Below are 14,640 nucleotides of genomic sequence, written 5' to 3'. Positions count from 1 at the left end.
GGTTATTGTGCGGCTGCGACGAACCCGCCGAGCGCACGCCGGCGCGGCGAGCATGCGCGTGCCGCGCACGTGGCGCCTGCCATGGGCGCGGATGGTCGTCCAGACGGTGGTGGGCGAGGACTTACGGCAAGGCTTCTTGTGGCCAACGTGCTGCCGATGGCGAAGCGCGCCGATGTCGTGCGTCACCTTGTCGAAGGTGCCAGCATCCGCGCGACCGAAAGACTGACGGGCGTGAGCAAACCCACGATCCTGTCGCTCCTCTTGAAGGTCGGTCTCGGTTGCGACCGACTTCATGATCGGCTCGTGCGCGATCTCGACATCCGAGAGATCCAGTGTGACGAGATCTGGTCCTACGTGCAGAAGAAGCAGGCTCGCCTGAAGGACGAGGATCCGCCCGAGTTCGGGGATGCCTACGCCTTCCTGGCGATGGCCCGCGCGCAGAAGCTCATGATCGCGTACCGGGTTGGGAAGCGCAATGAGGAGAACACGCGCGCGTTCATTCGGGATCTACGCATCCGGCTCGTCACAGTCCCCGAGATCTCGACCGATGGCTGGCAGAGCTACGCCGACGCGATCGGCCAGAGCTTCGCGCCCGGAAGCGTCGACTACGCCATCATCCAGAAGAATTACTCGCGGAAGGGCCGCCCGGACGGCGAGCGTCACGACCATCGATACGAGCCTCCGCGCGACCCGTTCATCACCAAGAGCAGGGGGCGTGGTTCTCCAGATCTCGACCGGGCTTCAACCTCGCACATCGAGCGGGCAAACCTCACGGTTCGGATGCAGATCCGGCGCTTCACGAGGTTGTGCAACGGCTTCTCGAAGAAGCTCGAAAACCATCGGGCAGCCGTCGCGCTTCACGTGGCCTGGTACAACTTCTGCCGGGTCCACGAGTCCTTGCGGGTCACGCCGGCCATGGAGGCGGGGATCGCCGATCACATCTGGTCGATCGAGGAGCTGGTCGAGCTGGCCCTCTCCGAACCTGCCGGTGAGCGACCCAGGGTGAAAGAACTCACTCCGATCAAGCGGCCAGGAGGCCCCGATGGGCCGGACGGCAAGCCGAAAGGCGCGCGCGAACTGCCGAACGGGCGAGGATGGCTCCGTCTCGTTCTCCCGTCGTCCTCTTCATGAAGGAAGCCTGACGGCTTCCTTGATCATCAGGGGGTTTTTCGAGGGCGACCCCGACGAACCTCCGAGACCGTATCGGCTGGTGGTTGCAGTAGATCGAGCACGCGAACCCCGAGAACGTTGGCGATCCTCGCCAACGTGTGCAGCGTGAGGTTCTCCTGCCCGCGCTCGATGCGGCTCACGTACTGAACCGACGCCCCCATCGCCTCCGCAAACCCCTGCTGGGTCATGCTGGCGGCGCGACGCAGCTCCAAAACTCGTCGGCCAACCTCGCGGATCAGGTGGTCGGGATCCTCCATCCCGACACCGATGGCCGGGACTCCGGGTTCCTAAAAAGCAACTTTTAGGTTGATCAGTTGGTCGCCAGCGTGTTAGCCGCCTCATCCGGAGGTCTCACGATGGCGGACACGACGACGGCAGAGTCCACGAAGGCGATCGAGGCAACCTTTGAGGCAGGTCGATCCTCATACAGAGATGCGGTCGCTCACGCGCGAGGGCTCGACGGGGTTGGCTTCCTCTTCAAGGCGCTTGGGGTCGTCCTGGGGATCGGCGGCGTGATCGGCGGAATCATCGTCTACCGAGCGCCCGGGTTCGGATCCGAGCTGGGCCTCGTGGTTGGGCTGCTCGGCGTGATGGCCGGAGGGGGCCTCTACGGCTTTGGCTTCCTCTTGGCCGCGATCGGGCAGGTTCTTCTCGCCCTCATCGACACGGCCGTCTCGACGAAGATCGTCGCCACGAAGAGCCTTCACGGGGCGGCTCCGTAGATCAGACGATTCCGGCTCTCGGGCCGAGAGGGGGATCGGCCCGAGTGCGTTTCAGCGGCGCCGTTGTGATAATCGCCTTGTGGGTAGTAAAGGCGATGAACACCCTCAACAACAACGCCCATCACGACAGAGTGGACAATTTGTCGGAATGTACCTGCCGTGCATCCCGTCCCGGCTCCGAGGCGCCGCTGAGTGCAGATGGCTCGGGTGCAAGCCGCCGGAGAAGTGACCGGAGCGCGGAGAAACGAGGAAGGTCGAAGCGGTGGTTGCAGTGCGGAGCGTGCAGCCCAAAGCTATCGCGCATGCATTGTTGCTGCCTCGATATGTCCGAGCGCGAGCACCACGAATTGCAAGCGGCTTGGCTGGAACTGGTAGAGGCGATGGCCGATCTGGACACGCCTCTTGTTTTTCAGTCCTCGTTATCCGTTTCGGGATCGACTTCGGGATCGACGGTCGCACTGCTCGCGGCGCGTGAAGACGGAAGGAATACCCCGTCCACAGACGGACCCGAGCCAACGCCTATCCGTATCCTAAGTGACGGGAAGGCGTTCGCTACGAACGTGCGAAGTTCTTCGGACAGCGGTTTGCCCTCACGCAGATCGTATGGTGGGCGTGCAGGATCCTGACCGGCCAACCTAACCCCGAGCTTTTCATTCGCGTTCTTAACGAATTTGAACAGTTGAGCGAGGCAGCTTCGCTGCTTTAGTAGTTCATACTGAAGATGTATTGCGATCTTGGCCGCGTGCGCAAATTGCGGGTCAAGTTCGCTTTCGTTCTCTATGACGAATGTAAGGCTATTCAGCGGCATGTGTATCTCCGCGTGGCACCCTACCGTGCTACCTCAGCACGGATCCATCCGGAGCATGCGTTCAGTGTTTGCCGCAACCGCAGCGTAGAGGCGCGGTAGGATGTCTCGGAGAGGAGTCGGGCGGGAAGGGCATCTAGCGTACCCCGAAAAGAGGCACCCGTCACCTTTTCAGCGCTGGCGCTTCCGGCTCTTCCACGTGGGGCGTGGAGCCTGCTTCGGTGCGGGAGCTGCGCCAAGCTTCCGGAGGGCGGCACGGAGCCTCTTCTCGTGGGCGTAGAAGGTCGCCCGTGGTTGTCCCGTGGCTCGCGCCGCATCGGCGCCGATGAGCCCGCGCGCGGCGAGTTCCACAACGTGCGCGACGTTCGGGCTCGACGCCATGACCCGCGCGAGCAGATCCCGAGCTTCAATGGCCGACGTCGGATCCGCCGTCGCGAGGATCGGGACGTCCCGAAGTGATGACGCTGGAACCTCGTACAGCGTGGAGGCGCGCCGCATGAGGTTCTTGGCGTGGAACCACGCCGTCTGCCTCATGAAGCCCAACAGGGACGCCTCGGGCAGGGTTTTCTCCCCGCCACGCACGCGCCCCTCATTCAAGGCTTCCCACGTCGTCAGCATCGTCTCCTGCACGACATCGTCTACATGCCGCCGTTCCACGCCGATCGCGCGAACATAGCGGACGAGCATCGGGCGAAGCTGCTCGATGTCGTCCGCATCCGCTTCGACGATCGGCGCGCCCCCACCGGGGGAGGCGCGCTGCCGGATCACGTCGTGTCCCCTCGGACGAGGTTTTCCACTTCAATGCAGAGCGCGTTCGCCACGCAGTTTGCGAAATGCAGCGTGCAGTGGATTTCCCCACGAAGGAACGCCTGCACGTACTTCGGGGCGTAGCCGATCGCGTCGGAAGCCTCTTTCGCCGAGCGTCCAGCAACGAAGGGCGCGAGCGCCTTCCGGACACGATCCGCTTGCTCGATCTTGAGAACTGCGGGAAGGCTCTCGGGAGCTTCGTCCTGGCCCTGGTCGTGCTCATTCATGAAGCACCCCCTTTCCGGCGCGAGCCCTTCGGGGCCCTCGAAGCCTTCGGGGACGCGACGAGGACGAGCGACGGGGCCTTCCTCGGCGGAGCTTTCCCGATGAGGGCATCATCGAGCGAAAGACCGACGGCGCGCGCAATGCTCCGCGCGAGCGCCATATGGCCGGGCTCCGTCCCGTCCTGGAATGCGAGAATGAACGAACGGCGGAAACCGAGCTTGTGCGCGACCAAGATCCACGAGCCCAGCTCGCGATGGAGATGGCGAAGCAGCGCGCGCAGGTTCGAGCGCTGGATCTCGATGAGATCGGTCCCCTTCAACGGGCGCTGGCGGTAGGGCGAATTCGTCATCACGACGCGCCTCCCTTCCGCCCGCACGTCGGGCACACGTCAGCCACGGGGACCAGCCCCGGGGATAGAAGGGCCTCGACCGTCATGCCCGCTGCGCGCGCCAGACGGTGGACCATCGAGAACGACGCCTGGCGAGGGTCAGAAGCGGCCGACGAGAGCGTCGACGCTCGGAACCCGGTCATCTCCGCGAGGCACGACCAAGAGCCGTATGCGGCGCGGAGATTTCGGAGAGTCGCCCGGATGCGGGCGCGCTGTGCTTGTGAGAAGCGGGGAACAACGTATCGGCGACGGCGCACACGTCCGCCGTCTTGCCCCTCGTGAGAGGGACGAACTAGGGTGAGCGTCACGATCGTGACCTCCGTTGATGAGGTTGCGGTCGAGAGGCTCCGGGGGTTGGCAGACCTACCGGGGCCTCGCCTTTTGGGGGTAGGCCCTCATGGGCCCGCCCCTTCAGGCACGCTCAGCTTGAAGTGTAGTAGGAGCGGAAATCTAGGGCGATCTTCCTAACTTGACCAGTTCAGGGGAAAGTTGACCAGTACCGACCGGCCGGACCTCGCTTTGGGGGCTCCCCATGACGCGCTCCGACCGCGGGTAGTGTCCTAATGGGGGCGAAAGTGTCCTAACGGCGATCCGCGGGTTGATTTCGCGGCTAGGGTTGCCGGGCCTGAAAAGGCGCCGCCCCGATGGCGCAGCAAACACCACCGGGGCGACTTGACGCAACCACGCTGTCACGAGGTCACGCCCATGCACGATCTAGACTGGCCCGGCTCATACGGCCAAGAGAACGATCCGCCCTGCCCGCCCGCCCCCGAGACGTCGCGTCGTCGCAAGTCGGACGCGCTCATGCTCTCCGCGGAGGAAGCGAAGGCCGTGCGCGTCGCTGTCCGCAAGCTCCGCCGCGCGTTCGGCAGCTTCAACGCGCTCGCCGCGAGGCTGGACATGCCCGCGAACACCGTTCGCCGCATCGCGAACCCGAAAGGCACGCCGCCCACCGGCACGTTCGCGATCCGTCTCGCCGCCGTGGCGAAGGTCCCCGTGGAGGTGCTTCTCGGCGGCAAGCTCGTCGTGGCGCCCGTCGTCATCGGGAGGGCGGCATGAGCCGGTCGCGCGTGAGGGAACGCGAGCGCATCCGCGCCGCCATTCACACCACCGACCCGGCCGCGCTGGTCGCCTACGTGAACACGCTCCGCCCCGTCGTCACGAGCCTTCGGATGCTCGTCGAGGATGCGACCGCGGAGCCCAGCAAGCGCATCCACGCCCGTTCGTTCCTTCGGCGGGAGCTGCTTCGCGGCATCCGCGAGCTTGAAGCCCGGATCAACGCCGCCGCTCCTGCGCCGTAGCCCCACCCCGCCCGGCCCACCCTGTCCGGATGCTCAGATCCACCGCCCGTTTGCCTATCAGCGTTTTCCGCGTCGTTCCGCGTGCTGATGAGCTTCTATCGCGCTCTTGTCGTCGTCATTTGACGTCTGCGCAGGTTGCACGCTCGCGAAGCGCGATCTCCCGGTGCGCCCTTGCTCCGAGGCACGCTGCTGTTCTATCGAATCCAATTCGAGTTTGGTGCGCGCCATGAACATGAACGCCGCGTACACGTTGAAGACGAAGCTCTGTAGCACAATCAGCAAATGCACAAAGAAGGTGCCTACAATGGCCATCATCAGGACTGATGAGTATCGCCCAATATCAACATGCGATATGACTCCAAGCCACGTGACGGCCTTGGTAAACGGCCCTCCATACCATCCAAATAGCATCACAATCCCATGTAACAGCAAAAACAGCACGTATGGGATAAATACGGACATAAAATGTCCGGCGGTGTACTTGAGATATGACAGATTCGATTTCTCTTCCTTAAACGCCGCAAGTGGTTCAACCAATGCAGTCGTGGCGATGGTGGAGAAAATGGCGAACCCGGCTAGCAGAATTCCAAGTACAGTAGCCGCAAAATTGAAGCCGAAGGCCGACCACTCGCGCACGCGACCGCCAAGATCTACCGCAGAGGCGCCGGATACAATTCCGCTAACGATGAGCAACACAAACACCACCGCCCGAGTCACCAGGTAGATCGGTCGCACCCAAATCCGGCTGGTCACATACCTGTAGACGTCGACAAGCGTTTTCTCGCGCGTGATGTCGTCCAGGTCCTCCTTTGTCATTTCTTCTGCTCCTTGGACGCTATCCACTCCTTCAATGCTTTGCTTGCCTTTGCACGAGCGGTTTGCATGAACGTAGGCACGCTGATTATCCCGTTCGCCGCAAGCCCGGCGAACGTGTGGAACATCTCCTTTGCTGTTTCGACGACTTCGCCTGGCTCAAAGTCAACCGGCTGACGGAATTTGAGATCCGAGTCTTTCTGGGTCAATTTCTTGTTTTCGTTGTCTAACCCTTCAATCCAAACCCGCGAATTGCCTTCTTTGGCCGCACTCTCTACCTCTTTGGACGCGACTTTTTTATCGAGACCTTCCTGGTTTGAATGCTCAACTCGCGTTGTGGCAGCGCCCACCTCCTCGCCCCTTGCTCGTAGTTGCCTGAAGAAGCTGTCATAATCGAGCTCGCTGTTCGGCTTGACTAGCGTTACCGTCAATTTTTTGATGAGGGAGAATCGGCGTAGAGACTCTTGTATAGACAATCCACTGGCAAGAGGCACCACCTCGACCGTGGCGCGAGGCACTTGTCGACCAAATTCGATCCTCTTGGCAACGCGTTCACTACGCGGGTACTGCTTTACAAACCCCTCGATATACGCATCCCGTTGACGGTTGATCAATATCTGGGCTGTCGCAGCCAGTTCGCCAAGTGATGGTGCATATTTGGTCTTAGGCATATAGACCAGGCGATGGGTGGTGAGCACGAGCAGCACAATCGCAGATGGCGCAGACTCGATCCTGTCTCGATGCTCGCGCAGCGTGTCGCTGTTTGCATCAAAAACCTGCTCGCTCTCCAGATAAGTGCTCTTCACGAACTCGAATGCGACTCCAAAGTGGCCTTCGCCAAGGTCCACAATCTCCGGATTTAGCAAGACATACGTATTCTTTCCTCGTCGTCGCTTGTCACCCGAAAAGATTGCTGGCAGAACGACCTCGGCGGCAAGGTCGAGCATTTCGTACGCGTCGCCGAAACGGCAGATAAAGTTCGCGAATTCGAGGTAGTGCTTGTTTGATCGAGACATGGTGCCTTGGAGCCGGTGGATGATCGCGGCACAGACTACACGAGCAGGCACGATGGTGGAAGGCCGTCAAGTAGCATGACGGCTAATCGCTGAAAAAATCCGGAGCCAAGGACCTAGCTTGCCTACAGCAGGCGCCTTTTGCACAAACCAGGCCAACCGTACTTGCCCGCAAATTCTGACGCGGTAGGCTGGCGACCGCCAGCCAGTGGGTGGCGGTCGCCAAGTGAGGTTCAATCCTCATCTTCGCGCGGAAACAGCAAAAGCTGTGCTGGCGGTCGAGTGCTGGATGGGGGGTTCCACGCGAACAGATTGCCCTGCCCATTCTCGTTGAACAGTGGTTCCGCTGCTGCTGGCGTCATGACGGGCGACGCAACCCAACCCGGCTGAGTCGTGGCCGGTGCGGGGGCCTCGCTCGGCTTGTCCTTGCCCCCCTTTACGACGCGCAAGAACCCGCGCCCGTTCGGAAGCTCGCGCGCCGTGGTCTCAGGCACGCGCGGCGCGAGGGGCTGCCTCGCGGGAGCCTCGCACGGCCCGGAGGTCATCAGGGCGGCGTCAAGTTCCGCCAAGCTCCACACACCGTCCGCCAGCCCCAGTTGCATCGCAGGCGTCACGCGGAGTGTCTTCACGACGTGGCAGAAGTTGTAGTGCACGTACCCCAGGGCGACGGCGGCGCGATGGCTCGGAAGGCGCTTGCTGAACGCCTGGCAGAGACGGCGCATGCGCCCGACGTGGTGTCTCATCGTCCCGTTCTGGCGTTCGATGTAGGCCGTGCTGGCCGCCTCTAGGTTTGGCGCGCCGAAGATCGCCTTCTTCGTGATGAACGGGTCGCGGGACGGCTCATACCGATGGTCGTCGTCGCGGCGCCGCTTGCTGCCGTAGTTCTTCACCGTCATGGCGTAGTCGATGCCAGGGCCAAACGCGGAACCGATCGCGCTGACGTAGGGCGCGAACCCGTCCGAGGTCATCGCGGGCATGACGACCAGCCGCGCGCGGACATCGTTCATGAAGGCCCGCGCGCTCTCTTCGTTGCGCTTCCCCACGTACCACCCGATCACGAAGCGGCTCGACGCGTCCAAGGCCGTGAACGTGTACGCCTCGCCGACATCGGGCCCATCCTCCGGCGTCACGCGGGCCTGCTTCTTCTGGACGAAGCTCCACACCTCATCCACCTGGATCAGGGAGCACGAGAGGGCACGGGCGAGGCGGTTGTGGAGGTTCTGCGCGCCTTCTCCCCAGGCGAGCCCAAGCCGCATGATCGTGTCGCGGTGGACGTCGGTCATCCGCTCCGTTGCTCGGATGCTGTTCCCGTCGCAGAGAGCCGCGAGAACGGCAAGCCGCTTCTCGGGCGCAAGAGGCGCTCCCATAGTCCCCTCATCCCGCCCCGGCGTCGCGTCGCGGCGACCTCTCGGGGCGTCAAGTGATGGGACCATTCTATCAAGAATCGCCGCGATTCCTACGATTCATTCGTTCGGATGGGACACGTAATGTCCCACCATGAGAGGTTTGCCCGCGGAGGCTTCGGCCGAGTTGTTGGGGTCAAGCGTGCCGAGCGTCGATCGGACAATCGCCGTCCGCGCCGCGCGTTCATGTGTGGAGATGAGCGCAACGATTCACGACTGTACAACACACCGCCGAAGAGTTACGGACGGAGATCATGACAGACGACCGAGAACAGCGCCGAACCATGATCGTCCACGTGTCAACCCACGTTCAGCGCCCATGCGTCAGATGCCGCGAAACTGTTCGCATGCTGGGGGGTTCGGGTCCGTACTTCGAAGAAGCCGTCAACCACTACATCGGGCATGGGTACGTGATCCTTCACGTCGGACAGGAGACGATCTTCGAGAAGACAGGGCCATCACAGGCGACTGTCGCTGTCCTACAACCTCGACCGCAACCCCTTGGCACTCTGACACGCGAACCGGACGTTTGGGACGAGGAGGAGGACCGTGGCAAGGTGCCCTAGATGAAGCATCGCCGCTTCGAGTGTCCTAACATCGGGCCCGATTGTCCTAGCTAGGACACTACCCGACCGCGGGGAGCTCGCTTTGGGGCCTCCCCAAAGACCCCTCCGGCCGTCGGGTAATGGGCAGTTTTGCTATCGGGTGGGCAGTTTCGGTTTAATGGCGTAGCGCCGGGCGAACGTGGGGCGTAGGGTCGGCGTGCCTTGAGAAAGGCGCCGCCCCGATGGTGCTGCAAACGCCACCGGGGCGACTCGACCGCAACCTCTTATCCGGAGGTCACGATCGTGACGCTCACCCTAGTTCGTCCCTCGCACGAGGGGCAAGACGGCGGACGTCCGCCCCGTCGTCGGTACGTTCTTTCTCGGTTCTCCCAAGCACAGCGCGCCCGCATCCGGGCGACCCTCCGGAATCTCCGCGCCGCGTACGGCTCCTGGTCGTGCCTCGCCGAGGTGACCGGCTTCTCGTGGTCGACGCTTTCGTCGGCCGCTTCTGACCCTCGCCAGGCGTCGCTCTCGATGGTTCGCCGTCTGGCGCTCGCCGCCGGAACGACGGTCGAGACCCTTCTGTCCCCGGGGCTCGTCCCCGTGGCCGACGTCTGCCCGACGTGCGGGCGGAAGGGAGGCGCATCGTGATGGCCGCCGACTTCCGCCGCTCGGACCTTATCGAGATCCAGAGGTCGAACCTTCGCGCTCTCCTGCGCCACCTCCACCGCGAGCACGGGACGTGGATTGCCGTGGCGCACAAGCTCGGCTTCCGCCGCTCCTTCGTCCTCGCGTTCTGCGACGGGACCGAGCTGGGGAACATGGCGCTCGCGCGGAGCATCGCGCGAGCCGTGGGGCTCTCCCTGGACGATGCCCTTGCCGGCAAGGCGCCGCCCCGCAAGGCGCCCGCCCTCGTGCTGGTCGCGCCCCCGAAGCGGAAGGGAGGCGCATCATGAGCGAGCACGACCACGACCAAGCCCCCGAGAGCCTGCCCGCGATCCTCTCCGCGGAGCAGGCGGCCCGCGTTCGGAAGGCCCTCGCGCCCTACGTCGCCGCACGGACGGCGCGGGAATCGGCCAAGATGCTCGGCTTTGCGCGAATGTACGTGCGCGCCGTTCTGCACGGCGAGATCCATTGCACCCTGCTTTTCGCGTCCCGCGTGGCGCGCGTGCTTCGCGTGGACCTCGACGTCCTCGTCCGGGGTGACGGACCGTGATCCGGCAACGCGCCTCCCCCGGTGGGGGCGCGCCGATCGTCGAAGCGGACGCGGAGGACATCGAGGCCATGCGCCCGATGCTCCTCCGTCATGCCCGCGCGATCGGCGTGGCGAGCGCTCACGCTCCGGACATCGTGCAGGAGACGATCATCACGACGTGGGAGTCCCTGGCCGAAGGGCGCGTGCGCGGCGGGGAGCGCACGCCGCCCGAGGCGTCCCTGCTGGGCTTCATGAAGCAGACGGCGTGGTATCGGGCGCAAAACCTCTCGCGGCGCGCCTCGACGCTGTATGAGGCCCCGGCGTCCGCACTTCGGGACGTCCCGATCCTCGTGACGCCGGACCCGACGCCCGGCATCGAGGCGCGGGATCTGCTCGCGCGGGCCATGGCGTCGAGCCCGAACGTGGCGCACGTCGTGGAGCTGGCCGCCCGAGGGCTCATCGGCGCGGACGCGGCTCGCGCCCTCGGGCAGCCTCGGGCGACCTTCCACGCCCAAGAGAAGAAGCTCCGTGCCACCCTTCGGAAGCTCGGCGCGGCTCCCGCCCCGAAGCAGGCTCCGCGCCCCACGTGGAAGACACGGAAGCGTCAGCGCTGAACCCGCCTCTTGACCCCCAGCCTGTAGCCTGTATTCCATGACCGTGCCGAACGGGCGGCACGCACCAACCGTTCGTCACGTCGAGTTCACGAAAGAAAAGGGCGAGCCGCGCGGCTTGCGCCCCGTCATGCTCGCCCGCCATCCCGGCAAGGATGCGGCCGAACATGGCAGGGCACCGACCCCACGTCAAGGGGCCGTGTCACGCGCGCCCGCCATCGGACTCCCCATGGTTGTTTCCGACTCCAAAACGTTTAAGCTGTTCTCAAACCACGACCACGACGCAATTAACGCCATCATTCGGCACATCGAAATGCACCTTGCGAAGGACCACGGTGAAACCATGGTGCGCCTGCGCAAAGCGCAACACAGACTGGTCCGATATGTGGCTAGCCGATACCGCACCCTTGGTTGGCAAGTTCGCCTCTATGATGAAGAAGGTGACCTGGTGATATCCGTCAGCCATCCGGAGTTGGTCGCAGTCCCAATCGAACATTGCGCGCTGGATCAGAATGCTGTGCGCGAAGTAGATGCGTCAAGTGCTCCGGCCGCGACGGGGTGACGGGCGGCAATCCGCGTTCTTGCTCTACCGCGTTCGGCGAGCAATCGATGATGTGATCACCGCGGATCTTCATTCCGTTGGACATGGCCAACAAACAGGAACGCAACGTCGGCGATTGCGGCACCATGTCCAGAAACGCGCCACGATCGGTCATGTCTCATCCCACAGCGTCAATTGACGCGGTCTAGGTTTCCAAGCGAATAGGTCAAGTTGTCCGTGCTCGTCGGTGACGGGCTCGGGTGACGCCACGACGGGCGCCGCAATCGGTACGGGCGGTGGGATGATCGGCGTGGGCTTCTCGCCCTGCTTCGTCTTCCCGCCGTCAATTACGCGGAGCCAGCCCCCGTTCGGCAGCGCCCTCGCCGCGCTCGGCTTCGCCCCTGGGGCGGGCGTCGGCGGAGTAAGCTCCCGAGGCTTGGGAGGCTCGCAGGGAGCCGCCGCAAGGGCACGCTCGACAAGTTCTTCGATCGTCCACACGGACGAGGCGATGCCCGCCTCCATGGCCGGCGTCACGCGCAGGCTCTCGTGGACGCGGACGAAGTTGTAGAACGCCACGTGCAGCGAGATCGCCGCGCGGTGATTCTCGATCTTGCGGGAGAACCCGTTGCAAAGCCGCGTGAAGCGCCGGATGTGCATCCGGACGGTCATGTTCGCGCGCTCCACGTGGGACGTGCTCGCGCGGTCGAGATCTGGCACTCCGCGCTCGGCCCGCTTCGTGATAAATGGCTCACGCGGCGGCTCATAACGATGGTCATGCCGTTGACCGTCCGCGCGACGCTTCTTCGTGTAATTCTTCTGAATGACCGCGTGGTCGACCGCGCCGCCGAAGCTCTGCCCGATCGCCACCGGATACGACTGCCACCCGTCCGTGGAGACCTCGGGGATGGTCACGAGGCGCGCGCGGAGATCGGCCACGAATGCCTTCGTCGTGGCTTCGTCACGCTTCCCAACGCGGTAGGACACGATTAGCTTCTTGGTCCGGGCGAGCGCGAGGTAGGCGTAGGCATCGCCGAACTCGGCCGGGTCCTCCGGCTTCACCCTGGCTTGCTTCTTCTGAACGAAGCTCCAAATCTCGTCGCACTGGATCTCACGAATGTCGAGATCGCGGACGAGTTGATTGTGCAACCGGTCGCAGCCCTCGCCGATCCGCACGAGGAGCGAGAGGATCGCTTCCTTGCACGTCCCCGTGAGCCTGGACGTGGCGCGCACGCTCGTGCCCTCTACGAGGTGAGAAACGACGGCGACACGCTCGGCAAGCGAGAGATGGTTCCCCACGGCGAAGCCCCGACGAGCGCCGTCCCCCGGGGATCCCGACGCGCCCCGCGCGCGTCATCCTCACCCGTCCGACCGGCTCACTCGACGGATTGAATGTATCACGATTCGCCGTGGTTTTGCGCGTCTTCGTCTTATCGGTCGGACACCTAATGTCCTAGGTCGGACGGTTCGTCGGGGTGCAACTTCGTGGGGTTCACAGCCGGATCCGAGGTCAACCCGTGCATGCGTTCAGTCGGTCAATTCGTGTCCGATCCGTGGCGCGGGGCGTCGATCGGAGGTGTGCCGGGAGAGCTATGCCCGGGAGGCGGGCGGGCCGGTTGGGCAGAACTGCCCAGTACCCGGCGGCCGGCGGGGTCTTTGGGGAGGCCCCAAAGGGAACGGGGGGCGGCCGCAGGGTGTTTGGGGAGCCTGCCGGCGATGTCCGTTACAATGGCGAAAGCGAGAGCCTGAAGCCCGGCGCCTGGAAGATGCAGTCGTTCCGCTCGATGAGCACCGTCTTGCTTCGCGGCGTATAGCCAGGGTGCGACGCGCGTAACGTGTAGTTGCCCGCAGAATCGACGACCCAGGAGGACTTGCAGTCCCCAGGCCGTCGAGGTTGCCGGAGGATCTCTTTCCCCTGCGGGCTCGTCAACGTCACCGTCGCGTCGCAGAGCGGCTTCTCCGTCGACGCGTCCTGCACCTCGACGACCAGCGACTCGACCAGCACGACGGAGCGGTGTGTACAAGGCGGGGCGTTCGCGGCCGCTTTCTCCTCCTCGGTCGGAGGTGCCGGCGGCTCCTCCGCGGGCGGCGTCTGGGGAGCGGCGGCCCCCGGCTCCTCCGGGGCAACGACGCCGTCCGTCGAGGGCGCCGGGCCCGGCGATGCCGCGCGCGCGCCGCAGGCGGAAGCGCCCAGCACGAGGAGAATCGAGGCGATTGCGGAGTGAGGCTTCATGGGAACCCTATACCGCCGTAGCCGGGCTCGCTGCGCACGCGGATCGTTTCGGCGGGTCCGGCGCGGGCGTCTTGGCCCCGCCCTCACCGCTCACGCAGCAAGGACGTCGGAGTACGGATACGCGCCCTCCGACGAGAATGCGAGCATGATTCGCTCGGCCGGGATGCCCGCACGCACCAGCGCCGGCGCCATCCCGCGCTCGGTCCCGTCCGCCTGAATCCAGATCTGGTCGCCAATCCGATCGATGTGCACGAGACAGCCATGCACGCGGCGCCGATTCTCGCTCCCGACGATCATGAGCAGGTAATGGTCGGACTCCCGATCGAACACCGTCACCGTGTCCACGTTGCCGTGGGCATACGGGATGGCTGCGTATTCGGAGAGCACCTTCTCGATCACTTCGCGGTCGGCGGCTCGGGTGTCCATCGTTCGATGACCTCCGTCTCGGTGTTGCATACGAGCAGCCTAAGCCTTCGGTTGTCGAGCAGGAGCTCGCCCATGGCATCCTCGAAGATGTCGCCATACGTCGCGTCGCTCACCGCGAGGTACAGCTCGCGATCGGGCTCCACGCGTTCGAGGATGTCGTGGTACAGGGTGAATTGCCCGAGCGCCTTCTCCAGCGCGTCGATGGGCGATGGGCCGGTGAAGCTCTTGATCTCGACGGCGATACGAACCGACCCCTTCTCCGCAGCGATGAAGCGCTCGGCCCCGAGATCGACGTAGACGTCCCTCTTTCGCCAGCGCAGGCGCCGGATCATGCGTAATCGTCCAGCCGTCGCGCACGAGCGCTGTACGGACGTGCGCGTGCAGTTGGTCGCGGGCCGGCATCTCGCCGGGACCGTACCACGATCCGGAGCGACCCCAAAGCGCC

The 14,640-nt window shown here is 64.2% G+C and carries 20 protein-coding genes and 1 pseudogene; 8 read left to right on the top strand and 13 right to left on the bottom strand.

Going from position 1 to position 14,640, the window contains the following annotated elements; translation table 11 throughout:
• On the bottom strand, positions 1-186 hold a 186-nt coding region (locus QHF83_RS47410; RefSeq protein ID WP_282424758.1), incomplete at its 3' end, for a hypothetical protein.
• Here QHF83_RS47410 and QHF83_RS47405 point away from each other — a divergent pair.
• On the top strand, positions 157-1,131 hold the full coding sequence (locus tag QHF83_RS47405) for an IS1 family transposase (protein WP_348980532.1): 975 nt from the start codon (positions 157-159) through the stop codon (positions 1,129-1,131). The two genes, QHF83_RS47410 and QHF83_RS47405, sit on opposite strands and share 30 nt — an antisense overlap.
• Positions 1,132-1,157: 26 nt before the next feature.
• On the opposite strand, the gene QHF83_RS47400 is transcribed toward QHF83_RS47405, so the two are convergent.
• Positions 1,158-1,427 (bottom strand): helix-turn-helix transcriptional regulator, encoded by a 270-nt coding sequence (locus QHF83_RS47400; protein ID WP_282424757.1) that lies wholly within the window; start codon positions 1,425-1,427, stop codon positions 1,158-1,160.
• Positions 1,428-1,526: 99 nt separating this feature from the next.
• Here QHF83_RS47400 and QHF83_RS47395 point away from each other — a divergent pair, with 99 nt between their 5' ends.
• Positions 1,527-1,892 carry a hypothetical protein gene (locus QHF83_RS47395; RefSeq protein WP_282424756.1) on the top strand — a complete coding sequence of 122 codons (366 nt, stop codon included), beginning with the start codon at positions 1,527-1,529 and terminating at the stop codon, positions 1,890-1,892.
• A 409-nt stretch (positions 1,893-2,301) separates the two neighbouring features.
• Here the strand turns inward: QHF83_RS47395 and QHF83_RS47390 are convergent, their stop codons facing one another.
• The 4 genes from QHF83_RS47390 to QHF83_RS47375 all read right to left on the bottom strand — a co-directional run bounded on the left by QHF83_RS47390 (position 2,302) and on the right by QHF83_RS47375 (position 4,081).
• Positions 2,302-2,700, bottom strand: a complete 399-nt coding sequence (locus QHF83_RS47390) for a hypothetical protein (protein WP_282424755.1) — start codon at positions 2,698-2,700, stop codon at positions 2,302-2,304.
• A gap of 168 nt (positions 2,701-2,868) precedes the next feature.
• On the bottom strand, positions 2,869-3,465 hold the full coding sequence (locus tag QHF83_RS47385) for a sigma-70 family RNA polymerase sigma factor (RefSeq protein ID WP_282424754.1): 597 nt from the start codon (positions 3,463-3,465) through the stop codon (positions 2,869-2,871).
• Positions 3,462-3,731: a hypothetical protein gene (locus QHF83_RS47380; RefSeq protein ID WP_282424753.1), complete on the bottom strand. Its 270-nt coding sequence runs from the start codon at positions 3,729-3,731 to the stop codon at positions 3,462-3,464. Before QHF83_RS47380 ends, QHF83_RS47385 begins: the two co-directional genes overlap by 4 nt.
• Positions 3,728-4,081 carry a hypothetical protein gene (locus QHF83_RS47375; RefSeq protein ID WP_282424752.1) on the bottom strand — a complete coding sequence of 118 codons (354 nt, stop codon included), beginning with the start codon at positions 4,079-4,081 and terminating at the stop codon, positions 3,728-3,730. The genes QHF83_RS47380 and QHF83_RS47375 overlap by 4 nt, the downstream gene beginning before the upstream one ends.
• Positions 4,082-4,822: 741 nt before the next feature.
• Here QHF83_RS47375 and QHF83_RS47370 point away from each other — a divergent pair.
• Positions 4,823-5,176, top strand: a complete 354-nt coding sequence (locus QHF83_RS47370) for a hypothetical protein (RefSeq protein WP_282424751.1) — start codon at positions 4,823-4,825, stop codon at positions 5,174-5,176.
• Complete coding sequence (locus QHF83_RS47365; protein WP_282424750.1) at positions 5,173-5,418, top strand: hypothetical protein; 246 nt, start codon at positions 5,173-5,175, stop codon at positions 5,416-5,418. Before QHF83_RS47370 ends, QHF83_RS47365 begins: the two co-directional genes overlap by 4 nt.
• Positions 5,419-5,475: 57 nt before the next feature.
• Here QHF83_RS47365 and QHF83_RS47360 read toward each other — a convergent pair whose 3' ends face one another.
• The 3 genes from QHF83_RS47360 to QHF83_RS47350 all read right to left on the bottom strand — a co-directional run bounded on the left by QHF83_RS47360 (position 5,476) and on the right by QHF83_RS47350 (position 8,527).
• On the bottom strand, positions 5,476-6,234 hold the full coding sequence (locus QHF83_RS47360) for a hypothetical protein (RefSeq protein WP_282424749.1): 759 nt from the start codon (positions 6,232-6,234) through the stop codon (positions 5,476-5,478).
• The gene (locus QHF83_RS47355; RefSeq protein ID WP_282424748.1) at positions 6,231-7,247 is read right to left on the bottom strand and encodes a hypothetical protein; all 1,017 of its coding nucleotides are present in this window, start codon (positions 7,245-7,247) and stop codon (positions 6,231-6,233) included. Before QHF83_RS47355 ends, QHF83_RS47360 begins: the two co-directional genes overlap by 4 nt.
• Before the next feature lie 230 nt (positions 7,248-7,477).
• Positions 7,478-8,527, bottom strand: a complete 1,050-nt coding sequence (locus tag QHF83_RS47350) for a transposase (protein WP_282424747.1) — start codon at positions 8,525-8,527, stop codon at positions 7,478-7,480.
• Between the two features lie 1,312 nt (positions 8,528-9,839).
• On the opposite strand from QHF83_RS47350, the gene QHF83_RS47345 reads away from it, so the two are divergent.
• Genes QHF83_RS47345 through QHF83_RS47330 form a run of 4 tightly spaced genes read left to right on the top strand, consistent with a single transcriptional unit; the run spans position 9,840 to position 11,560 of the window.
• Complete coding sequence (locus tag QHF83_RS47345; protein WP_282424746.1) at positions 9,840-10,148, top strand: hypothetical protein; 309 nt, start codon at positions 9,840-9,842, stop codon at positions 10,146-10,148.
• Positions 10,145-10,408 (top strand): hypothetical protein, encoded by a 264-nt coding sequence (locus QHF83_RS47340; RefSeq protein WP_282424745.1) that lies wholly within the window; start codon positions 10,145-10,147, stop codon positions 10,406-10,408. Before QHF83_RS47345 ends, QHF83_RS47340 begins: the two co-directional genes overlap by 4 nt.
• Positions 10,405-11,001, top strand: a complete 597-nt coding sequence (locus QHF83_RS47335; protein ID WP_282424744.1) for a sigma-70 family RNA polymerase sigma factor — start codon at positions 10,405-10,407, stop codon at positions 10,999-11,001. The genes QHF83_RS47340 and QHF83_RS47335 overlap by 4 nt, the downstream gene beginning before the upstream one ends.
• A gap of 37 nt (positions 11,002-11,038) precedes the next feature.
• Positions 11,039-11,560 (top strand): hypothetical protein, encoded by a 522-nt coding sequence (locus QHF83_RS47330; RefSeq protein ID WP_282424743.1) that lies wholly within the window; start codon positions 11,039-11,041, stop codon positions 11,558-11,560.
• Between the two features lie 150 nt (positions 11,561-11,710).
• Here the strand turns inward: QHF83_RS47330 and QHF83_RS47325 are convergent, their stop codons facing one another.
• The 4 genes and pseudogenes from QHF83_RS47325 to QHF83_RS47310 all read right to left on the bottom strand — a co-directional run bounded on the left by QHF83_RS47325 (position 11,711) and on the right by QHF83_RS47310 (position 14,597).
• Positions 11,711-12,835, bottom strand: a complete 1,125-nt coding sequence (locus tag QHF83_RS47325) for an IS1 family transposase (RefSeq protein WP_348980531.1) — start codon at positions 12,833-12,835, stop codon at positions 11,711-11,713.
• 424 nt (positions 12,836-13,259) lie between these two features.
• Positions 13,260-13,769, bottom strand: coding sequence for a hypothetical protein (locus tag QHF83_RS47320; RefSeq protein ID WP_282424742.1), 510 nt, complete (start codon positions 13,767-13,769; stop codon positions 13,260-13,262).
• Between the two features lie 90 nt (positions 13,770-13,859).
• Positions 13,860-14,195: a XisI protein gene (locus QHF83_RS47315; RefSeq protein ID WP_282424741.1), complete on the bottom strand. Its 336-nt coding sequence runs from the start codon at positions 14,193-14,195 to the stop codon at positions 13,860-13,862.
• Positions 14,165-14,597, bottom strand: a pseudogene (locus tag QHF83_RS47310) (XisH family protein). The gene QHF83_RS47315 and the pseudogene QHF83_RS47310 overlap by 31 nt, the downstream one beginning before the upstream one ends.
• Between the last annotated feature and the right edge of the window lie 43 nt (positions 14,598-14,640).

Origin of the sequence: Polyangium sp. 15x6 (genome assembly GCF_029960785.1) — a bacterium.
Lineage (GTDB): Bacteria > Myxococcota_A > Polyangia > Polyangiales > Polyangiaceae > Polyangium.
This window is presented reverse-complemented; position numbering and strand designations above follow the sequence as displayed.

What these genes read in the sequence shown, in the direction of transcription:
- QHF83_RS47405 (WP_348980532.1), top strand. Translation starts at nt 157, where the DNA reads ATGGCGAAGCGCGCCGATGTCGTGCGTCACCTTGTCGAAGGTGCCAGC.
- QHF83_RS47400 (WP_282424757.1), bottom strand. Translation starts at nt 1,427, where the DNA reads ATGGAGGATCCCGACCACCTGATCCGCGAGGTTGGCCGACGAGTTTTG.
- QHF83_RS47395 (WP_282424756.1), top strand. Translation starts at nt 1,527, where the DNA reads ATGGCGGACACGACGACGGCAGAGTCCACGAAGGCGATCGAGGCAACC.
- QHF83_RS47390 (WP_282424755.1), bottom strand. Translation starts at nt 2,700, where the DNA reads ATGCCGCTGAATAGCCTTACATTCGTCATAGAGAACGAAAGCGAACTT.
- QHF83_RS47380 (WP_282424753.1), bottom strand. Translation starts at nt 3,731, where the DNA reads ATGAATGAGCACGACCAGGGCCAGGACGAAGCTCCCGAGAGCCTTCCC.
- QHF83_RS47370 (WP_282424751.1), top strand. Translation starts at nt 4,823, where the DNA reads ATGCACGATCTAGACTGGCCCGGCTCATACGGCCAAGAGAACGATCCG.
- QHF83_RS47365 (WP_282424750.1), top strand. Translation starts at nt 5,173, where the DNA reads ATGAGCCGGTCGCGCGTGAGGGAACGCGAGCGCATCCGCGCCGCCATT.
- QHF83_RS47360 (WP_282424749.1), bottom strand. Translation starts at nt 6,234, where the DNA reads ATGACAAAGGAGGACCTGGACGACATCACGCGCGAGAAAACGCTTGTC.
- QHF83_RS47355 (WP_282424748.1), bottom strand. Translation starts at nt 7,247, where the DNA reads ATGTCTCGATCAAACAAGCACTACCTCGAATTCGCGAACTTTATCTGC.
- QHF83_RS47350 (WP_282424747.1), bottom strand. Translation starts at nt 8,527, where the DNA reads ATGACCGACGTCCACCGCGACACGATCATGCGGCTTGGGCTCGCCTGG.
- QHF83_RS47340 (WP_282424745.1), top strand. Translation starts at nt 10,145, where the DNA reads ATGAGCGAGCACGACCACGACCAAGCCCCCGAGAGCCTGCCCGCGATC.
- QHF83_RS47330 (WP_282424743.1), top strand. Translation starts at nt 11,039, where the DNA reads ATGACCGTGCCGAACGGGCGGCACGCACCAACCGTTCGTCACGTCGAG.
- QHF83_RS47320 (WP_282424742.1), bottom strand. Translation starts at nt 13,769, where the DNA reads ATGAAGCCTCACTCCGCAATCGCCTCGATTCTCCTCGTGCTGGGCGCT.
- QHF83_RS47315 (WP_282424741.1), bottom strand. Translation starts at nt 14,195, where the DNA reads ATGGACACCCGAGCCGCCGACCGCGAAGTGATCGAGAAGGTGCTCTCC.